This is a genomic window from Mesorhizobium sp. M0306 (assembly GCF_040321655.1).
GTDB lineage: Bacteria > Pseudomonadota > Alphaproteobacteria > Rhizobiales > Rhizobiaceae > Mesorhizobium.
This window is the reverse complement of record NZ_JAMYRY010000011.1, coordinates 1-19,243: the sequence shown is the minus strand read 5'-3', so window position 1 is coordinate 19,243 and position 19,243 is coordinate 1. Positions and strand designations below refer to the sequence as shown.

The window sequence follows — 19,243 nt, the reverse complement described above, 5'->3', positions numbered from 1 at the left end:
GCGATGCGGCCGCGAATTCGCGCGCATTATTAACAGTTCGGCCGCGACGGCAACATTAGACGTTGGATTCGCGCGGCGGGATGCCGCAGGGGCGGTATCGGGGCGGTGTCAGCACTCTCGCGAGACGGCTGCTAAGCACATGTTTTTGCGGGAGGAATCTGATTCGATCGCAGAAATATCAATAGACGATTAAGCAAATGGGGTGCACAATTTCAGGCTGGGAGGAAGGAGAATCAACCAGGGGACCGCAATGCGCGACCATTCCGAAATGGACCTGATGCTCAAGGGCTATGGCTTGACCACGGCCAAGATTCTTTATCACTTTCCCGATCATCCGCATCTGCTGCAGAGCTTCATCTGGCAGGATTACGACATCGCCCCGAAATTTCCGGTGCTGATCCGCTTCATCGAGTTCTGGCAGGCCAAGCTCGAAGGCCCGCTGCATTCGGTCAGCTACACGCACCAGAAGCTGATCGCGCCGAACGAATGGCGCAAGGTCGACGGCGAGTTCGTGCTGCATTAGCCGGGCGGGCGGCAAGCTGGGAGCCGCCGCCCCAGCTTTTGGAGCGTCAGACTGCAGGCGGGCTCAGCCGGGCAAACCCCTCCTGCCGGCGGTAGGGAAAATACGGGTAGGGTGCGGTGACCTCACTTGCCGTGTCGAGCTTCTTCATCTGCCCGGCTGTCAAGGACCAGCCGACGGCGCCGAGATTCTGGCGCAACTGCTCCTCGTTGCGCGCGCCGATGATGACGGAGGCGACGGTCGGCCGCTGCAGCAGCCAATTGATGGCGATCTGCGGTATGGTCTTGCCGGTTTCCTCGGCGACAACATCAAGCGCGTCGATCACCCGATAGAGATGCTCATCCTCGACGGGCGGTCCGAAGCTTGCGGTGTCGTGCAGCCGGCTTTTCTCAGGCAGCTTCTGGCCACGGCGGATTTTGCCGGTTAGGCGGCCCCAGCCGAGCGGGCTCCACACCAGCGCACCGACACCCTGGTCGAGGCCGAGCGGCATCAACTCCCATTCATAGTCGCGTCCGACCAGCGAGTAATAGACCTGATGGGCGACGTATCGGGGATAGCCATGTCTATCCGCCAGGCCGAGCGACTTCATCACTTGCCAGCCGGAAAAATTGGAGACGCCGACATAACGCAGCTTGCCGGCGCGCACGAGACTGTCCAGCGTCGACAGCACCTCCTCGATCGGTGTTGTGGCGTCGAAAGCGTGCAGTTGCAGCAGGTCGATGTAGTCGGTGTCAAGACGCCTCAGCGCGTCTTCGACTGCCTTGATCAGGCGTGAACGTGACGAGCCGGCATCGTTGGGACCGTCGCCCATCGGCAGCGAGGTCTTGGTCGAGATCAGCACGGCGTCGCGGCGGCCCTTGATGGCAGCGCCGAGCACTTGTTCGGAAGCGCCATTCGAATAGACATCGGCGGTGTCGAACAGGTTGACGCCGGCCTCAAGGCAGATGTCGACAAGCCGCCGTGCTTCGGTCGCATCGCTGTTGCCCCAGGCGCCGAACAGCGGGCCTGAACCGCCGAAGGTTCCAGCGCCGAACGAGAGCGCCGGGACCTTCAGGCCTGATGCGCCAAGATTTCGATAATCCATGGGTTTGCTCCTTGTGGAAGGATGGCTGCTTCAAAGATCGGTTGAGGTTTGCCGTTCTATGACCGCACGATTTCCGGTGTGGCGAGGACGGGATCTCGGTCGAGGCGCAGCGCAAACGCCGCCACGGCGAGCGCTGAAAGCGGTAACAGGGCCGCGACCCAAGTGACGGCACCGAGGCCGGGACCATGGGCGATGCCCACGCCGCCGAGCCAGGCGCCGGCCGCATTGCCGAGGTTGAAGGCGGCGATGTTGAAGGACGAAGCTAGGCTCTGGCCGGCGCCTTGTGCCTTTTCCAGTACCCACATCTGCAGCGGCGCCACGGTGGCGAAGGCGGCGGCGCCGAGCAGGCCGACATAGATAACGGCCATGACCTGGCTGTGCAGGGCGAAGGTCATGGTGCCGAGCACCAGCGCCAGCACGACGAGACTCCCGAGAACGGACGGTACCAACCAGCGGTCGGCGAACTTGCCACCGGCGAGGTTGCCGGCGATGAGGCCGCCGCCGAAGACCAGCAGGATCGGCGACACCGCTGCTTCGTCAAAACCGGTGATCTCGGTCAGCAACGGGGCGATGTAGGTGAAGACGGCAAAGACGCCGGCATAGCCAAGCACGGTGGTGGCAAAGCCAAGCAGGACAGGCGTGCGGCCGAGCACGGCGAGATCGGCGCGTAAATTGCTCTTCTCAGGCGCTGTCTGGCTGCGCGGTACCAGCAGGAGAATGATGGCGAAGGCGGCGATACCGACCAGGGTCACCGCCCAGAAGGTCGCGCGCCAGCCGAAGGCCTGACCGAGCCATGTGCCGAAGGGCACGCCGAGGATGTTGGCGATGGTCAGGCCGGTGAACATCAGGGCGATCGCCGAGGCTTTCTTGTTGGGCGCCACCAGTCCGGTCGCCACGACCGAGCCGACGCCGAAGAAGGTGCCGTGGGCGAAGGCGGCCAGCACGCGCGCACCCATCAGCGTCCAGTAGTCTGGGGCAAGCGCACAAGCGAGGTTGCCCAGCGTGAAGATTGCCATCAGCGCCAGAAGCACGGTTTTGCGCGGCCAGCGGCCGGTTGCGATCGTCAGCAGCGGCGCGCCGATGACAACGCCGAGCGCATAGCCGGAAATCAGCTGGCCCGCAGCTGAGATCGAGACGCCGAGATCGGTGCTGACGTCGAGCAGCAGGCCCATGATAACGAATTCGGTGACGCCGATGCCAAAGGCACCGGCGGCAAGAGCGTAAAGAGCAAGGGGCATGGCGGTTCCCACTTCGATGACGACCGGTTTTGACGACGGGCGCCGTGTCCTCCCGCGCCCCAATCCGGAAGATCGTGCCGCGATGTGCTGTGAACCAGCCTTGCAGCGGGCACATCGTCTGTGAAATAGATTCACCAATGGCCAGGCCCGACATCAATCGCTCCGGCGAGATCGAAGTGTTCGTCCGCGTCGTCGAGGCGGGCAGCTTTTCGGCCGCTGCCCGTGCGTTGCGAATGACGCCGTCGGCGGTGAGCAAGCTGATCGCGCGGCTGGAGGCACGGCTTGGCGCGCGGCTGGTCAGCCGTTCGACGCGCAAGCTGCAACTGACGCCGGAGGGGGCGGCGTTCTTCGACAGCGGCGTGCGCATCCTGGCCGACATGGCGGCGGCCGAGCGCGAGGCAGCGGCGGGTGCCGCGCCGCGTGGCCGGCTGCGGATCAGCAGCTACGTGCCTTTCGGGCAGCATCGGCTGATCCCGCTTTTGCCGCGTTTCCTAGAGCGCTACCCCGAAATCTCGGTCGATCTGGTGTTGACCGACGATGTCATCGACCTGATGGAGGAGCGCGCTGACGTCGCCATCCGCGCCGGGCCGCTCGGCGAATCACGGCTGGTGGCGCGCAAGCTCGGGCAGAGCCGGGTGATCGTCGTCGCGGCGCCGTCGTATCTCGAAGCGCGTGGCACGCCCAAGACGCCCGCCGATCTCGATCGTCACAACCGGATGGGCTTCCGTTTCGTACGCCACCTCGAGGGCTGGCCTTTTATCGACGCGGCCGGCAAGCCGATCACCCTGTCGATCATCGGAAATACGCTGGTCAGCGACGGCGAGGCGATGCGGCTGATGGCGCTCTCTGGGGCGGGCATCGCCCGGCTGGCACGTTGGCACGTGGAGGCCGACATTGCCGCCGGCCGGCTTCTGCCGCTGCTGGAAGAGTTCAACCCCGGCGACGAGGAACTCACCCACGCCGTCTATGTCGGCCAAGGCAAGCATCTGCCGGCGCGGGTGCGGGCCTTTTTGGACTTTTTGGTCGAGACTGTCCGGCTGACCTGAGCCCAAAACGATCGGGAGCCTGCCGGCTCCCGAAGCATCAAATCGAAGGTAAGATTAACTACTTTTTCGGCACAAAGGGCGCCGGACGCCGACCGGCCGCCTGGCGCTCCAGCATCCAGCCGGGGTATTCGGCGGGCAGGGCACTGACTTCGTCGAGCCGAACAAGGTCATCGGCATCGAGCTGCAACTCGGTGGCCGCAAGGTTCTGTTCCAGCTGCTCCATGCGGCTGGCGCCGACAATGACGCTCATCACGAATGGCTTGGCCAGGACATAGCCGAGCGCCACCGTGGCGACGCTGACACCGTGCTTGGCGGCGATCTCGCGCATTACGGCGACTGCTGCCCAGGCACGGTCCTCGTTGACCGGCGGGAAATTGAAGCTGGCGCGGCGGCCCTCGCCATTGCCAGGAGCACCCGGTCCGTATTTGCCGGAGAGCAAGCCGCCAGCCATCGGCGACCAGACCATCAGCCCGAGCTTCTCCTCGTTGAGCAGCGGCACGATTTCGCGCTCGAGATCGCGGCCGGCAATCGAGTAATACGACTGGACGGTCTCGAAGCGGGCAAAGCCTTTGCGCTCGGCAATACCCAGCGCCTTGGCAATGCGCCAGGCCTGCCAGTTCGAGACGCCGACATAGCGGACCTTGCCGGCGGCAACCAGGTCGTCGAGCGCCCGCAGTGTCTCGTCTATCGGCGTCACTGTGTCGGTGCCGTGCAGTTGGTAGAGATCTATTTGATCGAACTGTAGCCGCTCGAGGCTGCTCTCGACCGAATCCATGATGTGGCCGCGCGAGGAACCGCGCTGGTTCGGGCCGCCGCCCATGGCGCCATGAACCTTGGTGGCGATGATCACGTCCTGTCGGTTGACGCCAAGGTTCCTGAGCGACTGGCCGAGAAGCCGTTCCGAGGCGCCGAAGGAATAGACATCCGCCGTGTCGAAGAAATTGACGCCGGCGGCGAGCGAGCGGGCGACGATCTCGTCGACGCCCTTCTGGTCGAGGCTGGCGATCAGGCCCCATTGGGCATTCTCGCCAGCGGCGCCGAACGTCATCGTGCCGAGGCAAAGTTCGGAGACGAACATCCCGGTATTTCCAAGTTGATTGTAACGCATGGTGGCTCCAGACGGGTTGAGAATAACTCGACCCATATAGGAACGAAACGTTCCGTTTCTATACGCTGGCTTAGTCAATGTCGGTCTGTGGCCTAAGGCCGGCTGCGCCTCATCTGGCGCCGAAAATCGCCGATCCAACCCTGACACTGGTCGCGCCGAAGGCGATCGCGGTCTCGTAGTCGCCGGACATGCCCATCGAGAGCTTGTCGACGCCGGCCTCGGTGCTGAGCTTCTCCAGCAGCGCGAAATGTGGGCCGGGGTTCTCGTCGGCCGGTGGGATGCACATCAGGCCCTCGACGGAGAGACCATGGACATCGCGGCAGCGGGCGACGAACGCGACGGCCTCGCGCGGCTCTATGCCGGCCTTTTGCGGCTCGGAGCCGGTGTTGACCTGGACATAGAGCCTTGGTGACCGGCCCTGCCTGGCGATTTCCTTGGCGAGTTCGGCGGCGATCTTTTCCCGGTCGACGGTTTCGATGACGTCGAACAGCGCGACCGCTTCCTTTGCCTTGTTCGATTGCAGCGGACCGATCAGATGTAGCTCGATGTCGGGAAACACCGCCCTCAGGGCCGGCCATTTGGCTTGTGCTTCCTGGACGCGGTTTTCGCCGAAGACGCGCTGGCCGGCCTCGATAACCGGGCGGATATCGGTGGCATCGAAGGTCTTCGAGACCGCGACCAGTGCCACAGCTCCGGCGTCGCGTCCGGCCTCGCGCTCGGCGGCAGCGATCCTTGCCTTGATGGTGAAAAGCTGTTCGACGGCGCTCGCCATGCCTATATCCTGCCTGTGTTTGGCTTTTCGCCGGATCGCCGCAGTTGACGGGTCCGGTAATCCATGGTGAACACCGCGACGACATTTTGAGCCGCACGGGCATTGTCCGGCGGCTCGTGCATGCTTTTAAGTGAAAAACACCCGATGGCAACCGAACGATACAATCCGCGCGCGTCAGAGCCCAAATGGCAGAAGGCCTGGGACGCCAAGAAGCTGTTCGAAGCCGACAACGACGACCCGCGCCCGAAATACTACGTGCTGGAGATGTTCCCCTATCCGTCGGGGCGCATCCATATCGGCCATACCCGGAACTATACGATGGGCGACGTGGTGGCACGTTACAAGCGGGCCAAGGGTTTCAACGTGCTGCACCCGATGGGCTGGGACGCCTTTGGCATGCCAGCCGAAAACGCGGCGATGCAGAACAAGGTCCACCCCAAGGACTGGACCTATCAGAACATTGCCGCCATGCGCGAGCAGCTCAAGGTCATGGGCCTGTCGCTCGATTGGGCGCGAGAATTCGCCACCTGCGATGTCGACTATTACCACCGCCAGCAGATGCTGTTCCTCGATTTCGTCGAGAAGGGGCTGGTGACGCGAAAATCCTCCAAGGTCAACTGGGATCCGGAGGACATGACGGTGCTTGCCAACGAGCAGGTCATCGACGGTCGCGGCTGGCGCTCGGGCGCGCTGGTGGAACAGCGCGAGCTGACGCAGTGGTTTTTCAAGATCTCCGACTACGCGCAGGATCTGCTGGATTCGCTCGATCAACTCGACGACTGGCCGGAAAAAGTGAAGCTGATGCAGGCGAACTGGATCGGCCGTTCGGAAGGCCTGCTGATCCGCTGGCCGCTGGCCAAGCCAGTCGCCGGCGAGCGTGAGCTCGAAGTCTATACGACCAGGCCCGACACCATCTTCGGCGCCTCCTTCATGGCGATTGCGGCCGACCATCCGCTGGCCAAAAAGGCCGCCGAAGACAATCCGGCGCTGGCAAAGTTCATCGACGAAGTCCGCCATATGGGCACCTCGGTGGCGGCATTGGAGACGGCCGAGAAGAAGGGTTTCGATACCGGCATCCGCGTCGTTCATCCGTTCGACGAGAAGTGGACGCTGCCCGTCTACGTCGCCAATTTCGTGCTGATGGACTACGGCACCGGTGCCATTTTCGGCTGCCCATCCGGTGACCAGCGCGACCTCGACTTCGCCAACAAATACGGCCTGCCGGTCATTCCGGTGGTGATGCCGGAAGGCGAGAATCAAGGAAGCTTCCAGATCATCGACGAGGCCTATGTCGGCGACGGCGTGATGATCAATTCGCGCTTCCTCGACGGCATGAAGCCGGATCAGGCATTCGACGAGGTGGCGAAGCTGCTCGAACAGAAGACCATCGGCAACCGGCCGATGGCCGAGCGCAAGGTGAACTTCCGCCTGCGCGACTGGGGCATTTCGCGCCAGCGCTATTGGGGCTGCCCGATCCCGATGATCCATTGCGAGGATTGCGGCGTGGTGCCGGTGCCGAAAGCCGACCTGCCGGTCAGGCTGCCGGACGATATCGAGTTCGACCGGCCGGGCAATCCGCTCGATCGCCATCCGACATGGCGGCACGTCAAATGCCCTCGCTGCGGCAAGGACGCGCGGCGCGAAACCGACACGATGGACACATTTGTCGATTCTTCGTGGTATTTCGCGCGCTTCACCGCGCCCTGGGCAATCGATCCGACCGATCCCAAGGCCGCGACTGAATGGCTGCCGGTCGACCAGTATATTGGCGGCATCGAGCACGCGATCCTGCATTTGCTCTATTCGCGCTTCTTCACCCGCGCCATGCGCGAGACCGGCCATGTCGATCTCGCCGAGCCGTTCAGGGGCCTGTTCACGCAAGGCATGGTGGTGCACGAGACCTATCGGGTTGGTGGCGCCTCGAACGGCCGCTGGCTTGCGCCAAGCGAGGTCAGGCTAGACGCCGACGGCAAGCGCCGCGCCTTCGAAATCGCCACTGGCGAAGAGGCGGTGATCGGTCCGCTCGAAAAAATGTCGAAGTCGAAGAAGAATACGGTGAGTCCGGAAGAGATCACCGACGGCTACGGCGCCGATACGGCGCGCTGGTTCATGCTGTCGGACTCGCCGCCCGAGCGCGATGTCGAATGGACCGACGAGGGCGCGGCCGGCGCGCATCGCTTCATCCAGCGCATCTGGCGCCTGGTGTCGACGGCTGCCGAATCCCTCGCCGGAGTTCGGCCAGAGGCGGCGAAGGACGGCGAGGCCGGGACAGTGTCCAAGGCCGCGCACAAGATCCTGAAATCGGTCGGCGAGGATATCGAAAAGCTCGCCTTCAACCGCGCCATCGCGCGCATCTACGAACTCGCCAATGCCTTGACCGTGCCGCTCAACGAGGCGGCAGAGGGCAAAGCCGGTCCGGCGCTGCAAGCGGCCTGCCGTGAGGCCGTCGAGATCCTGGTGCACCTGATCGCGCCGGTCATGCCGCATCTGGCCGAAGAGTGCTGGGAGACGCTCGGCGGCACCGACCTTGTCGCCAAACGGCCCTGGCCGGACTACGATCCGTCGCTTGTCGTCGACGCCGAGATCGTGCTGCCGGTCCAGGTCAACGGCAAGAAGCGCGGCGATTTGACAATTGCCCGCGACGCGGACCAAGGTGCGGTCGAAAAAGCGGTTCTGGCCCTCGACTTCGTGCAGAAAGCGCTCGAAGGTAAGGCGCCGCGCAAGGTGATCATCGTGCCGCAGAGGATCGTCAATGTTGTTGCCTGATCCGAAAAAAGCGGAGCTGACGCTGCGCCGTGTCGTGCTTTACGGGCTGCTCGCCTCGGTGGCGCTGGTTTCCGCCTGCACGGTGCGGCCGCTCTATTCGAGCGCGCCGCTGGTCGCCGGCTCGCAGGTCGGCGCTGCTGCCGAGCTGGCATCGATCTCGGTCAAGCCGGTCAAGACCCGCTACGCCCAGCAGGTCCGCAACAATTTGATCTTCGCGCTCGGCCAGGGCGCCGGCGAGCCGGCTTTGCCGGTCTATTCGCTTGATCTCGGCGTCTCCGAACTCGTCGAATCGGCGGCAATCGAGCAAGTTACGACCGACGAGGACGAGCCGACCGCCGGCACGGTGACGCTGACCGCCAACTATGTGCTGAGCGATGCCAAGACCGGCACGGTCATAGCTAGGGGCAAGCGCTCGATTCCGTCGTCATACGACAGGCCGCGCCAGGAATTCGCGTCATACCGGGCGCAGATCGACGCCGAGAACCGTGCGGCGCGCGAGCTGGCAGATGTGCTGCGGCTGTCGATCGCCCAGGATCTGCTCAAGCACGGCAAGCCGGCGGCAAGCTAGGTCTTTCCGGAGTGCGCAATCTGCAAAAAGGCCGATTGCTCGGCCTTTTTTGTTCAACGTAGGATATTTCGCTTTAGCCGATCTTCTGCCCGGTCTTTGCCCAGTCGGCGAGGAACTGCTCCAGGCCCTTGTCGGTCAGCGGGTGTTTGACCAGTGCCTTGAGCGTCGCCGGCGGCGCGGTGATGACATCGGCGCCGATCAGTGCCGCCTGCTTGACATGGTTCACGGTACGCACCGAAGCGGTCAGGATCTCGGTCTGGAAATCATAATTGTCGTAGATGGTGCGGATATCGGCAATCAGCTCCATGCCGTCCCAGCCGCTGTCGTCGATGCGGCCGACGAAGGGCGAGATGAAGGAGGCGCCGGCCTTGGCGGCGAGCAGCGCCTGGGTGGCCGAGAAGCACAGCGTGACGTTGACCATGCGGCCGTCCGACCGGATGTCCTTGCAGGCTCTCAGGCCGTCGAGCGTCAGCGGCACCTTGATGCAGACATTGTCGGCGATTCTGGCCAGGATCTTGGCCTCCGCCATCATGTCCTTGTATTCGGTGGCGACGACTTCGGCCGAGACCGGGCCCTTGACGATCTCGCAGATCTCTCTTGTGACGTCGGCGATCTTGCCGCCGGATTTCAGGATAAGCGACGGATTGGTGGTTACGCCGTCGAGCAGCCCCAAATCGTTCAGCTCGCGGATTTCCTTGACATCGGCGGTGTCGACAAAAAATTTCATGGCGGTCTCCTGAAGATTTTTCATGTGCACGTCATGCACATTTGGGGTCGGACTTTGATCTAGACCAAAGTCGGGGCAAGGTCACGCCTCATGATCGAAGATTCGCCCTTTGTCGCGGCCGCACCGGTGCTGGTGCCGATGCCCGCCGAGCGCCCCTACACCTATGCCGTGCCGGCTGGCATGCGCGTGGTGCCGGGCTCGATCGTGCGCGTTCCGCTTGGGCCCCGCCAGGTCGCCGGCATCGTCTGGGACGGCGCCGTCGAAAAGGTCGACGCGAAGAAATTGCGGCCGATCGAGCAGGTTTTCGACTGCCCGCCGATCGACCGCGCGATGCGGCGTTTTGTCGATTGGGTGGCGCAGTACACGCTGTCGCCGCCCGGCATGGTGGCGCGCATGCTGCTCAGGGCACCGGAGGCGTTCGACCCGGAACCGTGGATCGAAGGGCTGCAGCGCACCTTCGCCAAGCCCGACCGGATGACGGAGGCGAGGACGCGCGTGCTGGAAACGGCCGAAGGCGGACTGGCCTGGACGCGGTCGGGCCTGGCGCATGCGGCAGGCGTGTCGTCGACGGTGGTGGACGGGCTGCGGGCGCAGGGCGTATTCGAGACGGTGATGATCCCGCCGCGGCCGGTGGTCGCAGCACCCGATCCCGGCTACGCCGTGCCGGCACTGATGCCCGACCAGAGCGATGCCGCCGAGACGCTGCGCGCCAATGTCGCGACCGGCACATTCGGCGTCACCCTGCTCGACGGTGTGACCGGATCCGGCAAGACGGAGGTTTATTTCGAGGCGGTCGCGGCCGCGCTCGATCGTGGCAAGCAGGTGCTGATCCTGCTGCCGGAAATTGCGCTGACCCACGCCTTCCTCGAACGCTTTCAGGAGCGGTTCGGCGCCAAGCCGGCGGAGTGGCACTCGGATCTGCCGCCAAGGATGCGCGAAAAGGTCTGGCGGCAGGTGGCGGAAGGCGGCGTGCGGGTCGTCGCCGGCGCGCGCTCGGCGTTGTTCCTGCCGTTCAGGGAGCTTGGACTGATCGTCGTCGACGAAGAGCACGATCCCGCCTACAAGCAGGAGGATCGCGTCTTTTACAACGCCCGCGACATGGCCGTGGTGCGCGGCCATATCGGCGGCTTTCCGGTCGTGCTCGCCTCGGCGACACCGTCAGTCGAAAGCCGGGTCAATGCCAGCCAGGGCCGCTACAGCAGGGCGGTGCTTTCGGCGCGCTTTGCCGAGGCGGCACTTCCCGATCTCAAGACGGTCGACATGCGCCGCGCGCCGCCGGCACGCGGCGGCTTCCTGTCGCCGGTGCTGCTCGGCCATATGCGGCAGACGCTGGAAAGAAAGGAACAGTCGCTGCTGTTCCTGAACCGGCGCGGCTATGCGCCGCTGACGCTCTGCCGGGTCTGCGGCCACCGCTTCGGCTGTCCCGTCTGCTCGGCCTGGCTGGTCGAGCACCGCTTTCGCGGCCAGCTCGTCTGCCATCATTGCGGGCACAATGAGCGTCGGCCCGAGGCCTGCCCGGAATGCGGCACGCTCGACCATCTGGTCGCCTGCGGGCCGGGCGTCGAGCGCATCGCCGAGGAGGTCGTCGAGCATTTCCCCGACGCCCGCACCATCGTACTGTCGTCTGACCTGATGGGCGGCGTGCGGCGGCTGCGGCTCGAGCTTGAAGCCATCGCCAATGGCGAGGCCGACATCGTCATCGGCACGCAGCTCGTCGCCAAGGGCCATAATTTCCCCAACATGACATTGGTCGGTGTGGTCGATGCCGATCTCGGCCTTGCCAATGGCGATCCGCGCGCCGCCGAGCGCACGTTCCAACTGCTCAGCCAGGTGACCGGCCGCGCCGGCCGCACCGGCAAGAAAAGCCTCGGCCTGCTGCAGACCTTCCAGCCCGACCACCCGGTGATGCGCGCGATCGTCTCCGGCGATGCCGAGGCCTTCTACGAGCGCGAGATAGCCGAGCGTGAGCGGGCGGGGCTGCCGCCCTTCGGCAGGCTCGCCGGCGTCATCGTCAGCGCGGCGACACGGGCCGAAGCCGAAGCGCACGCCCGTGGCCTGCGTCGCGCCGCGCCGCAAGCCACCGACCTGTTCGTGCTCGGCCCGGCCGAGGCGCCGCTGTCATTGATCGGCGGCCGCCATCGCTTTCGCCTGCTGATCCAGGGCGAACGGCGCGCCGACATGCAAGGGTTCATCCGCACCATGCTGGCCGAGGGACCGAAGATAAGGGGCTCGGTGCGAGTCCAGGTCGACATCGACCCGCAGAGCTTTTTGTAAGGTGTCGAATTACTCTTTCGAGACGCGTTCGGTGAATGGGTTCAGGTAAGGCACGTCGAGAATCGCAAAATGCCGGGTGTTGGCCGTCAAAACTGACAGGCCGTGCAAACGGGCAGTAGCTGCGATCAGAACGTCCGCCAGACCCGGATTGGCGCCTCTGGCGATAGTGGCGTCTTCCAGTTTTCCGGCTTCTCGCGCGATCGCTAAATCGATGGGAAGGATGCGCTGGTTGAACTCTAGAAGCAACCTTTCGAACCACTCATTGATGCGCTCTGCCTTCATATGCCCGCCCGCCCGCTTCAGTTTCGCGATTCCTCGTTCCACCTCCAAGATGACGATCGACGAGAGCTGCCAAGAGCCGCGTTCTCCTTGTTCGGCAACCCAGTTCTGCACGTGTGACGGAAGCAGAGGCCGACCAGGTGCAAATGCCGAGAGAAAAGAAGTATCAAGCAGATAGCCGGTCAAAACTCCACTTCCCGCGACGGCGATTCGTTTCGCTCAAGCTCGATGCCGCCTGGATACTGAAGCAGGAAATCCACGAAGTCTTTTTGGCTGTTCTGCGGATAAAGTTTCCGTCCCTCACCGATTGGCACCACCATGACTGCGGGCTTGCCGTGCTTGGTGATAACCGTGGGCTCACCGTTCTCAGCAGCCTCCACGAGCGCGGAAAGGCTGGCCTTTGCCTCTCGTAGTTGCATCGTCTTCATGCGCGGAATCCCTTGTGGTCTCATGTAGTCACAATATAGGAATTTTGCAGAAAAAAACAGCCCGTTGTGTAACGTCCTTTAGCCCGGTCGAGGCAACGGTCGCGCTCGCGTTGGGCTGACGCGCCCTGCAAATTGCCGATGCCCATCTGGCGCATGTCACTTGCTTCGCTAGAATGCCCGAAATTTCGATTATGCATTTACGAGGGGGACAAGATGGAATTTGCGTTTCCGTGGCCGATGAGCCAGGGCGAGTGGCTGGCATGGTCGAGCGCGGTCGTTACGCTCGCTTTCGGCCTGCTGATGTTCCTGGCGCCTCGAATTGGTTTCAGGATCATGAGGCTGCAGCCTAAGCCTGAAAAGCCCGAGGCAATCGCCGAGGGCCGTGCCACCATGTCAGGTTTTTATCTCGGCGTCAGCATGGCCTGCATATTGCTCGGTCCGCAACCATTTCTCTATATGACGCTCGGGTTCTCTTGGCTGTTCACCGCTTTTGGCCGCTTGCTGTCGATGATGTCGGATGGCGCTAATACGCCCTACAACTGGATTTCGGTGGTGATCGAACTGGTGCTGGCCGGGTTGCCGCTAGCATTCTATTTCGGCATTCTGCCCTGAATCAGGGATCAATCCGGGGTTGGTTGCTGAACTCGGCCAGCGGATGCGACAATAGTGCCTGAAAACCATGCCGGACGACGCATTGCGGTCTGAAAATGCCTGTGCTAGACGGCAATCGACTTTCGACCGGGGATAGCGGAAGCCGCGCCTCCGTGCTTGGAAAAATGCAGTAAGGTCAAAGATTTAGCCAGAGTTTTTGCTCGCGCCAACAATCTGCGGCCTGTCAGACAAGAGAAAAGACGGTCCGTGGCCCAATCGTCATCGCCAATCTCAGGTGTCGCAGAACGCTATGCGGGTTCGCTGTTCGAACTCGCGCTGCAGACCAATTCGGTCGCCAGCGTCGAGGCCGACCTCAACAGTTTCGAAACGATGCTCGAAGGCAGCGCTGACCTTTCGCGGCTGATCAGGAGCCCTGTCTTCTCCAGCGAGGACCAGGCCAAGGCGATCGCCGCGATCGCCGACAAAGCAGGGATTACCGGCCTCACCGGCAATTTCCTGCGCGTCGTTGCCCAGAATCGCCGGCTGTTTGCCGTGCCCGGCATGATCAAGGCCTTCCGCCAGATCGCCGCCGAACACCGTGGCGAGACCGCTGCCGAGGTCACCTCGGCGCATGCGCTGACGCCTGCCCAGGAAACCGAGCTGAAAGCAGCGCTGAAAAGCGTCGCCGGCAAGGACGTGGCGATCACGGTCACCGTCGATCCGTCGCTGCTCGGCGGACTGGTGGTCAAGATCGGCTCGCGCCAGATCGATACGTCGCTCAAAACCAAACTCAATTCGCTCAAGCTTGCACTGAAAGAGGTCGGCTGATGGACATCCGCGCCGCGGAAATTTCCGCAATTCTGAAAGACCAGATCAAGAATTTCGGCAAGGAGGCCGAGGTCTCCGAAGTCGGCCAGGTGCTGTCCGTCGGTGACGGTATCGCCCGCGTCTACGGCCTCGACAATGTCCAGGCCGGCGAGATGGTCGAGTTCCCCGGCGGCATCCGCGGCATGGCGCTCAACCTGGAAGCCGACAATGTCGGCGTCGTCATCTTCGGCGCCGACCGCGACATCAAGGAAGGCGACACCGTCAAGCGCACCGGCGCCATCGTCGATGCGCCCGTCGGCATGGGCTTGCTCGGCCGCGTCGTCGACGCGCTCGGCAACCCGATCGACGGCAAGGGCCCGATCCAGGCCACCGAACGCAAGCGCGTCGACGTCAAGGCGCCCGGCATCATTCCGCGCAAATCGGTGAACGAGCCGATGTCGACCGGCCTCAAGGCCATCGACGCGCTGATCCCGGTCGGCCGCGGTCAGCGCGAGCTGGTCATCGGCGACCGCCAGACCGGCAAGACCGCGATCATCCTCGACACCATGCTCAACCAGAAATCGGTGCACGACAACGGCCCTGAGAAGGAAAAGCTGTACTGCGTCTATGTCGCCGTCGGCCAGAAGCGCTCGACGGTGGCGCAGTTCGTCAAGGTGCTGGAAGAGCGCGGCGCGCTCGACTATTCGATCATCATCGCCGCAACCGCCTCCGATCCGGCGCCGATGCAGTTCCTGGCGCCGTTCACCGCCTGCACCATGGGCGAATATTTCCGCGACAACGGCATGCACGCGCTGATCAGCTACGACGATCTGTCGAAGCAGGCCGTCGCTTACCGCCAGATGTCGCTGCTGCTGCGCCGTCCGCCGGGCCGCGAAGCCTATCCCGGCGACGTTTTCTACCTGCACTCGCGCCTGCTCGAGCGCGCCGCCAAGCTCAACGACGAAAACGGCGGCGGGTCTCTGACTGCGCTGCCGATCATCGAGACGCAGGCCAACGACGTTTCGGCCTACATCCCGACCAACGTCATCTCGATCACCGACGGCCAGATCTTCCTGGAAACCAATCTGTTCTTCCAGGGCGTCCGTCCGGCGGTCAATGTCGGCCTGTCGGTGTCGCGCGTCGGCTCCTCGGCGCAGATCAAGGCGATGAAGCAGGTTGCCGGGTCGATCAAGGGCGAGCTCGCGCAGTACCGCGAAATGGCTGCTTTCGCGCAGTTCGGCTCCGATCTCGATGCCGCCACGCAACGCCTGCTCAACCGCGGCTCGCGCCTGACCGAGCTGTTGAAGCAGCCGCAATTCTCGCCGCTCAAGGTCGAGGAGCAGGTCGCGGTGATCTTCGCCGGCGTCAACGGCTATCTCGACAAGCTGGCGATCAACCAGGTCGGCAAGTTCGAGCATGGTCTGTTGTCGCATATGCGCTCGGCCGGCAAGGACGTGCTCGACGGCATCCGCAAGGAGAAGGCGCTGTCCGACGATCTGCGCGCCAGGCTAAAGGCAGAGATTGACGCCTTCGCCAAGACCTTTGCTTGAGCAGGACGGACGGGATCAGGTTTGAAGCATGCCTTCGTTAAAAGACCTTCGTAACCGTATCGCCTCGGTCAAGGCGACGCAGAAGATCACCAAGGCGATGCAGATGGTCGCCGCGGCGAAGCTGCGTCGCGCGCAGGAAGCGGCGGAAGCGGCGCGTCCCTATTCGGAGCGCATGGGCGCGGTGCTGGCCAACATCACCCAGGCGATCGGTGGCGGCGGCGACGCCCCGGCGCTGATGACCGGCACCGGCAAAGACGACGTGCATCTGCTTGTCGTCTGCACGGCCGAACGCGGCTTGTGCGGCGGCTTCAATTCGCAGATCGCCCGTTTTGCCCGCGACCACATCCGCAAGCTTCTGGCCGACGGCAAGCAGGTCAAGATCATCTGCGTCGGCAAGAAGGGATTCGACATATTGCGCCGCGACTACGGGGCGCTGATCATCGAGCGTGTCGACCTGCGCGAGGTCAAGACGCTGGGCTTCGTCAATGCCGACGCCATCGCCAAGAAGGTGATCCACCTGTTCAACGAAGGCGGCTTCGACATCTGCACGCTGTTCTATTCGCAGTTCAAGTCGGTGATCAGCCAGATCCCGACGGCGCAGCAAATTGTCCCGGCGGGCGCGCCTTCGGCTGCCGCAGAAGTGAAGGACGGCGGCAGCGCCGTCTACGAATACGAGCCGGAGCCGGGCGAAATCCTCTCCGATCTCATCCCGCGCAACATTTCCGTGCAGGTTTTTCGCGCGCTGCTCGAGAATGCTGCCGGCGAGATGGGTGCCAAGATGAGCGCCATGGACAATGCGACGCGCAACGCCGGCGACATGATCAACAAATTGTCGATCACCTACAACCGCCAGCGGCAGGCGCAGATCACCAAGGAATTGATCGAAATCATTTCGGGCGCCGAGGCGCTCTAGGCACGCTCACAAGGAGGTCATCGACCTCAAGCGTGTGAGAAACAAAGAGACGAAAAGGGTAAAGACGATGGCGAAAGCAGCGACCCCCAAGACGGCAGCCCCTAAGGCCGCGGCACCAGCGAAGGCTCCGGCGGCAGCAAAGGCCGCTCCGGCCAAGAAGGCGGCAGCAACCAAGGCCGCCGCTGTGAATACGCCGGCCGTTACCATCAAGAAAACCGGCCTGGCAGGCAAGGTTCGCCAGGTCATCGGCGCCGTTGTCGACGTCCAGTTCGGCGAACATCTGCCGGCGATCCTGAACGCGCTTGAGACGATCAATGTCGGCAATCGCCTGGTGCTCGAGGTTGCCCAGCATCTGGGTGAGAACACCGTGCGCTGCATCGCCATGGACTCGACCGAAGGTCTGGTCCGCGGCCAGGATGTCTATGATACCGGTGCACCGATTACCGTGCCGGTCGGTCCGGGCATGCTCGGCCGCATCATCAACGTCATCGGCGAGCCGGTCGACGAGGCAGGCCCGGTCAACGGCATCGAAATGCGCTCGATCCACCAGCCGGCGCCGACCTATGTCGAGCAGTCGACGGAAGCGCAGATCCTGGTCACCGGCATCAAGGTGCTCGACCTGCTGGCCCCCTATGCCCGTGGCGGCAAGATCGGCCTGTTCGGCGGCGCCGGCGTCGGCAAGACGGTGCTGATCCAGGAACTGATCAACAACGTCGCCAAGGCGCATGGCGGCTTCTCGGTGTTCGCCGGCGTCGGCGAGCGCACCCGCGAAGGCAACGACCTCTATCACGAGTTCATCGAGTCCGGCGTCAACAAGAAGGGCGGCGGCGAAGGCTCCAAGGCGGCGCTCGTCTATGGCCAGATGAACGAGCCGCCGGGCGCCCGCGCCCGCGTCGGCCTGACCGGCCTGACGGTTGCCGAATACTTCCGCGACCAGGGCCAGGACGTGCTGTTCTTCGTCGATAACATCTTCCGCTTCACGCAGGCGGGCTCGGAAGTGTCGGCGCTGCTCGGCCGCATTCCTTCGGCCGTGGGCTACCAGCCGACGCTGGCCACCGACATGGGCGCCCTGCAGGAGCGTATCACCACGACGACCAAGGGCTCGATCACCTCGGTGCAGGCGATCTATGTGCCAGCCGACGACCTGACCGACCCGGCACCGGCGACCTCGTTCGCCCACCTCGACGCGACGACCGTGCTCAACCGCGCGATTTCGGAGAAGGGCATCTATCCGGCGGTCGATCCGCTCGATTCGACTTCGCGCATGCTCGACCCGATGGTCGTCGGCGAAGAGCACTATCAGGTCGCCCGCCAGGTGCAGTCGATCCTTCAGCGCTACAAGTCGCTGCAGGATATCATCGCCATCCTGGGCATGGACGAGCTGTCGGAAGAGGACAAGCAGACGGTTGCCCGCGCCCGCAAGATCGAGCGCTTCCTGTCGCAGCCCTTCTTCGTCGCCGAAGTGTTCACCGGCGCACCGGGCAAGCTGGTCGACCTCGCCGACACCATCAAGGGCTTCAAGGGCCTTTGCAACGGCGACTACGACCATCTGCCGGAAGCCGCCTTCTACATGGTCGGCGGCATCGAGGAAGCGGTCGAGAAGGCGCAGCGCCTGGCCGCCGAAGCGGCCTGATGGTGAATGGTCAATAGTGAATTTGTGAATGGGGAGTAGCGGATAGGAAATCGGGGCTGAGTGAAGGTCATTCTTTCTGACCATTCACCATTCACCATTCACCAGTCGCTAAACTGATCATGCCTGAAGCTTTCAAATTCGAACTGGTCTCGCCGGAGCGCCTCTTGGTTTCCGAGCAGGTCGAATCCGTCGTCATTCCGGGCGCCGAGGGCGAAATGACTGTCATGGCGCATCACGCGCCGGTCATGACCACAATCAAGCCGGGCGTCGTTACGCTGAAGACCGCGCAAGGCAAGGAAGAGCGCTATGTGGTGTTCGGCGGCTTTGCCGACATCGTTCCGGCCGGTTGCACGCTGCTGGCGGAATCGGCTGTGGCCGTCGGCGACATCGATCGCGCCGACCTTGCCCGCCGCATCCAGGAGGCGAGGGAAGACGCCGCCGACGCCAAGGACGACCAGACCCGCAGCAAGGCCGAGCAGTTCCTTAGCCAACTCACCACGCTAGAAGGCGCCATCCTGCCGGCTTGAGGTTCGCTCAAATGACTGACTGAAAAAGCGGGCTTGCCCCGCTTTTTTGTTTGGTGGACAGTCTGGCTGCCTTGGCGTGGGGGTGGCCGATGACAGAACAAGCAGTGCAACAAGAAACTATCTCGCGATCCAGATGGTCGACGGCCCTGGTGTCGGCCTTTGGCGGCCCGTTTGGCGGGTTCCTCTGGATCGGCAGCGGCAAACTGGCGGTTGCCAGCCTGCTAGAGTCTTTCACGTTTTGACGGAAGCGTATCCGGCGTTTGCGAAGTAGTTTTTGCATTCGCCGGGTTCGATCGTCGCAACGAGGTGGCCGATGTGGCGCCAAGCGTCCTCGACGGTACGCTTCTGAGCTTGTCGCATCCAATGCTTGATCTTGGCGAAGGCCTGCTCGATCGGGTTGAGGTCGGGGGAG

Annotated in this window: 18 protein-coding genes and 1 pseudogene; 11 read left to right on the top strand and 8 right to left on the bottom strand. The window is 63.3% G+C overall.

Features of this window, described 5'->3' with window-relative positions; genetic code table 11:
- The first annotated feature begins 250 nt into the window (after positions 1-250).
- The gene (locus tag NKI95_RS17280) at positions 251-523 is read left to right on the top strand and encodes an usg protein (RefSeq protein ID WP_023719720.1); all 273 of its coding nucleotides are present in this window, start codon (positions 251-253) and stop codon (positions 521-523) included.
- Between the two features lie 46 nt (positions 524-569).
- Here NKI95_RS17280 and NKI95_RS17275 read toward each other — a convergent pair whose 3' ends face one another.
- Together NKI95_RS17275 and NKI95_RS17270 are read right to left on the bottom strand one after the other, a co-directional pair.
- Positions 570-1,604: an aldo/keto reductase gene (locus NKI95_RS17275; RefSeq protein ID WP_352718307.1), complete on the bottom strand. Its 1,035-nt coding sequence runs from the start codon at positions 1,602-1,604 to the stop codon at positions 570-572.
- Positions 1,605-1,660: 56 nt separating this feature from the next.
- Positions 1,661-2,842, bottom strand: coding sequence for an MFS transporter (locus NKI95_RS17270; protein ID WP_352718305.1), 1,182 nt, complete (start codon positions 2,840-2,842; stop codon positions 1,661-1,663).
- A 137-nt stretch (positions 2,843-2,979) separates the two neighbouring features.
- Here NKI95_RS17270 and NKI95_RS17265 point away from each other — a divergent pair, with 137 nt between their 5' ends.
- Entirely contained in the window at positions 2,980-3,888 is a 909-nt protein-coding gene (locus tag NKI95_RS17265; protein ID WP_352718304.1) for a LysR family transcriptional regulator, read from the top strand.
- 58 nt (positions 3,889-3,946) lie between these two features.
- Here the strand turns inward: NKI95_RS17265 and NKI95_RS17260 are convergent, their stop codons facing one another.
- Positions 3,947-4,996, bottom strand: a complete 1,050-nt coding sequence (locus NKI95_RS17260; protein ID WP_352718303.1) for an aldo/keto reductase — start codon at positions 4,994-4,996, stop codon at positions 3,947-3,949.
- A gap of 109 nt (positions 4,997-5,105) precedes the next feature.
- Positions 5,106-5,768 carry a YggS family pyridoxal phosphate-dependent enzyme gene (locus NKI95_RS17255; RefSeq protein WP_352718302.1) on the bottom strand — a complete coding sequence of 221 codons (663 nt, stop codon included), beginning with the start codon at positions 5,766-5,768 and terminating at the stop codon, positions 5,106-5,108.
- 144 nt (positions 5,769-5,912) lie between these two features.
- On the opposite strand from NKI95_RS17255, the gene leuS reads away from it, so the two are divergent.
- Complete coding sequence (gene leuS / locus NKI95_RS17250) at positions 5,913-8,534, top strand: leucine--tRNA ligase (protein ID WP_352718301.1); 2,622 nt, start codon at positions 5,913-5,915, stop codon at positions 8,532-8,534.
- Positions 8,521-9,102 (top strand): LPS assembly lipoprotein LptE, encoded by a 582-nt coding sequence (locus NKI95_RS17245; protein WP_352718299.1) that lies wholly within the window; start codon positions 8,521-8,523, stop codon positions 9,100-9,102. The genes leuS and NKI95_RS17245 overlap by 14 nt, the downstream gene beginning before the upstream one ends.
- 73 nt (positions 9,103-9,175) lie before the next feature.
- Here the strand turns inward: NKI95_RS17245 and fsa are convergent, their stop codons facing one another.
- Complete coding sequence (gene fsa / locus NKI95_RS17240; RefSeq protein ID WP_023719712.1) at positions 9,176-9,829, bottom strand: fructose-6-phosphate aldolase; 654 nt, start codon at positions 9,827-9,829, stop codon at positions 9,176-9,178.
- A gap of 90 nt (positions 9,830-9,919) precedes the next feature.
- Here fsa and NKI95_RS17235 point away from each other — a divergent pair, with 90 nt between their 5' ends.
- Positions 9,920-12,103 carry a primosomal protein N' gene (locus tag NKI95_RS17235; RefSeq protein ID WP_352718297.1) on the top strand — a complete coding sequence of 728 codons (2,184 nt, stop codon included), beginning with the start codon at positions 9,920-9,922 and terminating at the stop codon, positions 12,101-12,103.
- A 9-nt stretch (positions 12,104-12,112) separates the two neighbouring features.
- On the opposite strand, the gene NKI95_RS17230 is transcribed toward NKI95_RS17235, so the two are convergent.
- Both NKI95_RS17230 and NKI95_RS17225 read right to left on the bottom strand, forming a co-directional pair.
- Positions 12,113-12,568: a type II toxin-antitoxin system VapC family toxin gene (locus NKI95_RS17230; RefSeq protein ID WP_352718295.1), complete on the bottom strand. Its 456-nt coding sequence runs from the start codon at positions 12,566-12,568 to the stop codon at positions 12,113-12,115.
- Positions 12,565-12,810: a type II toxin-antitoxin system Phd/YefM family antitoxin gene (locus NKI95_RS17225; RefSeq protein WP_254018681.1), complete on the bottom strand. Its 246-nt coding sequence runs from the start codon at positions 12,808-12,810 to the stop codon at positions 12,565-12,567. Before NKI95_RS17225 ends, NKI95_RS17230 begins: the two co-directional genes overlap by 4 nt.
- Positions 12,811-13,023: 213 nt before the next feature.
- Here NKI95_RS17225 and NKI95_RS17220 point away from each other — a divergent pair, with 213 nt between their 5' ends.
- From NKI95_RS17220 to NKI95_RS17195, 6 genes are all read left to right on the top strand, one after another.
- Entirely contained in the window at positions 13,024-13,422 is a 399-nt protein-coding gene (locus NKI95_RS17220) for an AGROH133_08824 family phage infection protein (RefSeq protein ID WP_352718293.1), read from the top strand.
- Positions 13,423-13,668: 246 nt separating this feature from the next.
- Positions 13,669-14,229: a F0F1 ATP synthase subunit delta gene (locus NKI95_RS17215; RefSeq protein WP_352718292.1), complete on the top strand. Its 561-nt coding sequence runs from the start codon at positions 13,669-13,671 to the stop codon at positions 14,227-14,229.
- Entirely contained in the window at positions 14,229-15,758 is a 1,530-nt protein-coding gene (gene atpA / locus NKI95_RS17210; protein ID WP_352489181.1) for a F0F1 ATP synthase subunit alpha, read from the top strand. The genes NKI95_RS17215 and atpA overlap by 1 nt, the downstream gene beginning before the upstream one ends.
- 28 nt (positions 15,759-15,786) lie before the next feature.
- Positions 15,787-16,671: a F0F1 ATP synthase subunit gamma gene (locus tag NKI95_RS17205; protein WP_352450898.1), complete on the top strand. Its 885-nt coding sequence runs from the start codon at positions 15,787-15,789 to the stop codon at positions 16,669-16,671.
- A gap of 67 nt (positions 16,672-16,738) precedes the next feature.
- Positions 16,739-18,304 carry a F0F1 ATP synthase subunit beta gene (atpD, locus tag NKI95_RS17200; protein WP_352718290.1) on the top strand — a complete coding sequence of 522 codons (1,566 nt, stop codon included), beginning with the start codon at positions 16,739-16,741 and terminating at the stop codon, positions 18,302-18,304.
- A gap of 119 nt (positions 18,305-18,423) precedes the next feature.
- Positions 18,424-18,831 carry a F0F1 ATP synthase subunit epsilon gene (locus tag NKI95_RS17195; protein ID WP_352648928.1) on the top strand — a complete coding sequence of 136 codons (408 nt, stop codon included), beginning with the start codon at positions 18,424-18,426 and terminating at the stop codon, positions 18,829-18,831.
- A 231-nt stretch (positions 18,832-19,062) separates the two neighbouring features.
- Here NKI95_RS17195 and NKI95_RS17190 read toward each other — a convergent pair.
- A pseudogene (locus NKI95_RS17190) lies at positions 19,063-19,243 on the bottom strand (IS630 family transposase); the annotation flags it as partial.

What these genes read in the sequence shown, in the direction of transcription:
- NKI95_RS17205 (WP_352450898.1), top strand. Translation starts at nt 15,787, where the DNA reads ATGCCTTCGTTAAAAGACCTTCGTAACCGTATCGCCTCGGTCAAGGCG.
- NKI95_RS17275 (WP_352718307.1), bottom strand. Translation starts at nt 1,604, where the DNA reads ATGGATTATCGAAATCTTGGCGCATCAGGCCTGAAGGTCCCGGCGCTC.
- NKI95_RS17270 (WP_352718305.1), bottom strand. Translation starts at nt 2,842, where the DNA reads ATGCCCCTTGCTCTTTACGCTCTTGCCGCCGGTGCCTTTGGCATCGGC.
- atpA (WP_352489181.1), top strand. Translation starts at nt 14,229, where the DNA reads ATGGACATCCGCGCCGCGGAAATTTCCGCAATTCTGAAAGACCAGATC.
- NKI95_RS17195 (WP_352648928.1), top strand. Translation starts at nt 18,424, where the DNA reads ATGCCTGAAGCTTTCAAATTCGAACTGGTCTCGCCGGAGCGCCTCTTG.
- NKI95_RS17220 (WP_352718293.1), top strand. Translation starts at nt 13,024, where the DNA reads ATGGAATTTGCGTTTCCGTGGCCGATGAGCCAGGGCGAGTGGCTGGCA.
- NKI95_RS17260 (WP_352718303.1), bottom strand. Translation starts at nt 4,996, where the DNA reads ATGCGTTACAATCAACTTGGAAATACCGGGATGTTCGTCTCCGAACTT.
- leuS (WP_352718301.1), top strand. Translation starts at nt 5,913, where the DNA reads ATGGCAACCGAACGATACAATCCGCGCGCGTCAGAGCCCAAATGGCAG.
- NKI95_RS17265 (WP_352718304.1), top strand. Translation starts at nt 2,980, where the DNA reads ATGGCCAGGCCCGACATCAATCGCTCCGGCGAGATCGAAGTGTTCGTC.
- NKI95_RS17225 (WP_254018681.1), bottom strand. Translation starts at nt 12,810, where the DNA reads ATGAAGACGATGCAACTACGAGAGGCAAAGGCCAGCCTTTCCGCGCTC.
- NKI95_RS17245 (WP_352718299.1), top strand. Translation starts at nt 8,521, where the DNA reads ATGTTGTTGCCTGATCCGAAAAAAGCGGAGCTGACGCTGCGCCGTGTC.
- fsa (WP_023719712.1), bottom strand. Translation starts at nt 9,829, where the DNA reads ATGAAATTTTTTGTCGACACCGCCGATGTCAAGGAAATCCGCGAGCTG.
- NKI95_RS17235 (WP_352718297.1), top strand. Translation starts at nt 9,920, where the DNA reads ATGATCGAAGATTCGCCCTTTGTCGCGGCCGCACCGGTGCTGGTGCCG.
- atpD (WP_352718290.1), top strand. Translation starts at nt 16,739, where the DNA reads ATGGCGAAAGCAGCGACCCCCAAGACGGCAGCCCCTAAGGCCGCGGCA.
- NKI95_RS17280 (WP_023719720.1), top strand. Translation starts at nt 251, where the DNA reads ATGCGCGACCATTCCGAAATGGACCTGATGCTCAAGGGCTATGGCTTG.
- NKI95_RS17255 (WP_352718302.1), bottom strand. Translation starts at nt 5,768, where the DNA reads ATGGCGAGCGCCGTCGAACAGCTTTTCACCATCAAGGCAAGGATCGCT.